Origin of the sequence: Microcystis sp. M079S1, assembly GCF_020246425.1 — a bacterium.
Classification (GTDB): domain Bacteria; phylum Cyanobacteriota; class Cyanobacteriia; order Cyanobacteriales; family Microcystaceae; genus Microcystis; species Microcystis aeruginosa.
On record NZ_JADBSZ010000163.1, the window covers coordinates 1 to 3886 of the forward strand.

Below are 3886 nucleotides of genomic sequence, written 5' to 3' on the forward strand. Positions count from 1 at the left end.
AAAAGCCACTCTTAATCGTGTCTTGGAACGAAATAGAGGCTTTTAAAGACTGCGTACATGGAGAATTAAAACAAGAATTACCCTCGAAAAGCCTATTTTTCCACTAAGTATTTATGCTCATTGTAAAGGTGAGATGCTCCCGTTCACCACTGCTCGATTTTGGCATCTTTCAAGAACTTAAAAACAAACAGTATTTTAATCAAGTAAAAATTTTAGATGGTACGGTAACTTGGCCGAACGAACAAGATATCTGTCCGGATACTCTCTATCTTGACTCCATTTCCCAAACCTAGAACAGTTCGATCGAGGAAACCCGACAACTTCGCATAAAATTTAGGAAGCATGAAAAGTAACGCTCCCACTGATCAGATTTTCTTTCGCTACAGCCTTTCTCAGAGAGATGAGGTTAGTTATTGTCGCTAAAATACTTGATGAGTAAGGATTACTCTGTACTTCATCTCTAGGAGAAAGAGTGAGAAATTTTCTATTTACCCGGTGATTGCTGTGGGAAGGGAAAAGTTAGAGGCAATCGGGGCAAAATGATAAGTATTCTATATACAAACACCTTCAATACTTAAAAATATTTAAATTTACAATTAGTAATATTTATTTTTACTTAAGAATTTATTGAGAATAATTTCTATTTATTTACGAGATAGCAATACTTCCAGCGATTCTGGTATAATTTTGCATTATGCTATGGTGGGTTTTCCTTGTCTTTTTTGGAATTTTTAAGGTCTAGCTTGCCTTGAAACCATTGCTAAATCTAGACTTTCCCTTTTAGCCAAACCAAACACTTTCGCCAATTATCCCTTTTTTCCCCAACAACGTTGATCTAATTTTTGTGTAGTTTTGTTGCAAAGTCAAAATTTTTTTGACAAAATGCCCGAATTGTGGTAAAGACGAAATGACGGGATTTAGCATCATCTCTAGTTCCAATGTTTCCTAAAACCAGAGACTTCCTGCCTCACCCTTAAGATAACTGCTAGAGTTGTTTTTTCTTGTATTTGAATTGATCAAAATAAATTTATTTGATGTTGTCTGTGGAGATTTTTTGGGTAAGTAGCTGGTTATAATCTAATTGAAACCACTTAATTAAGTAGCTGGTTATAATTAAATTAAAAATGGATTTTAGGTTCGATCCCCCCTGCCCCCCTTGATAAGGGGGGTGCCGATAGGCGGGGGGATCCCCCTGAATAAGGGGGGCATCTGATAATTTTTAACGCCTACCTACTTAGGCAGTATTTTGTTAAGTAAAGAGCCGCTATGTACGTTTTAATTGGTGGGGCGGGAATGGTGGGGCTAGGTTTAGCCCAACAACTTTTAGACTTGGGACACACCGTCGCCATCGTTGATGTGGATCCTTTAGCTTGTCGGTTTGCCCGGGAAAAAATTGGTGTCATGGCCTTTGAGGGGAGTGCTGTCAGCACGAAAGTTCTGCTGGAGGCGGGGATTCGACAAGCTAAGGCGGTTGTTGCCGCCCTGAGAGACGATGCCATGAATCTAGCCCTAGTCACCTTGTCTAGAAGTTATGGCATTTCCCATATTGTGGTGAGAATGTGCGATCGCGAATTTCTCGAGGCCTATCGTCTTGCTGGAGCTAGTCACATCATCAGCACGATTGATTTAGCCGTTGTCACCATGGCCAATGCGATCGAATACCCCGAAGTAGAATCGATGATGCACTTTGAACAGGGGCAAGTGGAGGTGCTAAAGCTGCCGGTCCCCAGGGATTGTTATGTAGCTGGGCGTACCGTTGCCCAAATCGCTCAAGATGCCAACTTTCCGACCGGTTCGCTGATTATTGGCTATCAGTGTCACGCTTCTGCCAGTTTAGAGATTCCCAACGGGAATACCGTCCTAGAAGCAGACTCAACTATTCTGGTGGTCACTCGTCCGGAATACGTCAAACCGATGATCGATTACCTCGGCATTCAAACTAATCATCGTCCAACGATAGAAGTTTCTCATCCAAACCTTTAACGTAAGATTGTACTAAATTTTCTGGTACAATGCGTTTGCGAAGTGCATCGCTCAAGGCTGCCTTCTCAGCGAGGAACAATCGTCGTCGAATGGCATCTAGTTGACCGTTGTTAGGCTCCATTTGCCCCGATCGAGACTGATTATAAGCATCCCGCAGCACCCGTTCCGATACCGCCACTTTTGCCTGATAAGATGCCCACAGTTCTTCGTACACTGCTTTCGGTAAAACGCCGGATTTCAGTAAATTGGCTAACTCATCTTGTGCCGCTTTCGACGCGATCAACTGCAGCTGTAACTGTCCAATCTCCCGTGTTACTGCCGAAACCTGACTAATATCGAGCTTTTTAATTAGCCAGGGTAAGGCTAATCCTTGGATGACCAGAGAAAATAACACAGCCCCAAAGACTAGCTCGATGATCAATTCCCGTCCTGTTAGAGTCAAAGGAATAGCAACCGCTAGGGCCATGGAGAGGGAACCCTTGATGTTGCCCAAAATCAGAATATGTTGCCAGCGCAAGGGGATCGGTCGATCAATCCAGCGAAGTACCCATAGTAAAGAATACACTGACAGAATACGCCCCAATTGATAAGCCAAAATGACCAGCACAATCGATGGCAAGGTTTGCCATAGGGTCAAGGGGTTGATTTCAATGCCAATGAGCAGAAAAATAAAGGTATTGACGATAAAACCGGCGTATTCCCAAAAACTGATCAGGGTAATGCGATCGGATGCAGAGGCGCTGCGAGGCAGCCCCAAGTTACCAAAGACAAGTCCGGCAATAACTACCGCTACCGCTCCCGATACACCCAAAAACTGCCCGAGTTGAAAAGCTCCCAAGGCAAGCGCAACCGTAAGCAACAGACTACTCAGCGGCTCCCGTAAGCGCACATAGATGGGCAGACACAGATAGCCTAGGACAGCGCCCACTAATCCCCCACCCAGAGCAACGATCAACACTTCCTTGATGACTTGTGTGGTGCTGATGGTTCCAGTCGCGTAAATCACCAAGAGCAAATTAAAGGTGACGAGTGCGGCTGCATCATTAAATAGTGTTTCCCCTTCCACAATAGTCGAGAGCCTAGAGGGAACCCGAATTTCTTTAAAGACGGCAATCATCGAGACAGTATCGGTATTTGCCAGAATGACTCCCACCAGTAAGGCGGGAATCCAATCTAGCCCCAGGCCAAATTTTACTAAAACGGCAATAATCGCCGCAGAAAAAACCGAGCCAGGTCCTGCCAGCAGTGCGATCGGTTTAAAGGTACTGCGAAGACGGCTGATATCGGTATTAATCGCCGCTTCAAAAATCAGAATCGGCAGAAAAAGGTTAAGCACTAAAAACGGATCTAACCCAATACGACGAGATAAAAGATCGGTGATCGGTAATCCTGCTAAGACTAAACCTGCCACATAGGAAATGCGTAATCGCTGGGTTACTAGAGCAACGGCAGTGGCAATCAGTAGCAGCAGGATCAAGACAAGAACCAGTTCAGGAATGTCTCCCACCGTTTGGCTGTTGACAGCAGAATTGCTATCGAAGGATTTTTGTTGTGCTGCCCAGGCTACTAATAATTCTCCCCTCATAGGACGATTTTACCGACAATTAAGAACTTGGCTATTTTTATAATATAAGGGAAATTATGGCAGTCACAGCCTTTCTCAGAAAGATGAGGTTAGTTATTGTTGCTAAAATACTTGATGAGTTTAGTTCATGAATTTTTACAATTCCTTGGTAGCCTTTATCTGCTAATAATTTTATTATTTTAGGTAATTTTACTTGACTTTTTTGGAATAATTTAAAATCGTGCATTCTTCCTTTTCCATGCCTTAAACACATTATCTTCTTCGTTTTTAAATCAATAATCACCTGCGTCTTCAAAGTATGTTCCTTTTGTTTTCCAC

At 43.2% G+C, this 3886-nt stretch carries 3 protein-coding genes and 1 pseudogene; 2 read left to right on the forward strand and 2 right to left on the reverse strand.

Going from position 1 to position 3886, the window contains the following annotated elements; genetic code table 11:
• Positions 1-113: 113 nt before the first annotated feature.
• Together IM456_RS10600 and IM456_RS10605 are read left to right on the forward strand one after the other, a co-directional pair.
• Positions 114-293, forward strand: coding sequence for a DUF2442 domain-containing protein (locus IM456_RS10600; protein ID WP_287693319.1), 180 nt, complete (start codon positions 114-116; stop codon positions 291-293).
• Between the two features lie 973 nt (positions 294-1266).
• Positions 1267-1983: a potassium channel family protein gene (locus IM456_RS10605; protein ID WP_002795987.1), complete on the forward strand. Its 717-nt coding sequence runs from the start codon at positions 1267-1269 to the stop codon at positions 1981-1983.
• Here the strand turns inward: IM456_RS10605 and IM456_RS10610 are convergent.
• Both IM456_RS10610 and IM456_RS10615 read right to left on the reverse strand, forming a co-directional pair.
• Positions 1940-3568 carry a cation:proton antiporter gene (locus IM456_RS10610; protein WP_147071007.1) on the reverse strand — a complete coding sequence of 543 codons (1629 nt, stop codon included), beginning with the start codon at positions 3566-3568 and terminating at the stop codon, positions 1940-1942. The genes IM456_RS10605 and IM456_RS10610 overlap by 44 nt on opposite strands.
• A gap of 106 nt (positions 3569-3674) precedes the next feature.
• Positions 3675-3886, reverse strand: a pseudogene (locus IM456_RS10615) (transposase); the annotation flags it as partial.